We start from the raw sequence: 822 nt of genomic DNA, 5'->3' as shown, positions 1-822 counted from the left end.
CCCCAACGCCCGCCTCTACGTCCTCGACGCCCTCCTGCGGCCCCTCCCCGTGGGCCTCCCAGGTGAGCTCTTCGTCGGTGGCCCTGGTGTCGCTCGCGGCTACCTCGGACGTCCCGACCTCACCGCCGAGCGCTTCGTCCCCCACCCCTTCGCCTCTTCCCCGGGTGAGCGCCTCTACCGCACTGGCGACCGCGTCCGCTGGCTGCCCTCCGGCTCCCTTGAGTTCCTCGGACGCCTCGACTCCCAGGTGAAGCTGCGCGGCTTCCGCATCGAGCCCGCCGAAGTCTCCTCCCTCCTGCGCGAACACCCCTCCGTCCTCGACGCCTTCACCCTGCTGCGCGAGGACACTCCCGGCGTCCAGCGCCTCGTCGCCTACGTCGTTCCCCGCGACGAGGCCCCCGAGGACAGTTCGCTGCGCGCCATGCTCAAGGCCCGGCTGCCCGAGTACATGGTGCCCGCGGCGTTCGTGTTCCTGGACCTGCTGCCCCTCACGTCCAACGGGAAGCTGGATCCGCGCGCGCTCCCGGTGCCGGGCCTCTCCCCGGCCTGGGCCTCCGTCCAGGTGCCTCCGCGCAACACGGTGGAGGAGCTGTTGGTTGGGATGTGGGCGGAGCTGCTGGGCGTGGAGCGCGTGGGCATCCACGACGACTTCTTCGACTTGGGAGGACACTCCCTGTCGGCCACGCAGCTCGTGGCGCGCATCCGCGCCGTGTTCGACGTGGACGTCTCGCTCCAGGAGCTGTTCGACCTCACCACCGTGGCCCGGCTCGCCGAGCGACTCGGGACGCCCCGCGAAGGCGCCCCCGCGAGACCGCCCCCCAT

Annotated in this window: 1 protein-coding gene; it reads left to right on the top strand. The window is 71.9% G+C overall.

Annotated elements, in window-relative coordinates; all coding sequences use genetic code 11:
• A partial coding sequence (locus D7V97_RS43400; RefSeq protein WP_147445276.1) for a non-ribosomal peptide synthetase occupies positions 1 to 822 on the top strand: 822 nt, incomplete at both ends.

Origin of the sequence: Corallococcus sp. CA053C, assembly GCF_003611675.1 — a bacterium.
GTDB lineage: Bacteria > Myxococcota > Myxococcia > Myxococcales > Myxococcaceae > Corallococcus.
Note: the sequence above shows the minus strand (reverse complement) of the source record. Positions and strands in the feature narration are given on the sequence as shown.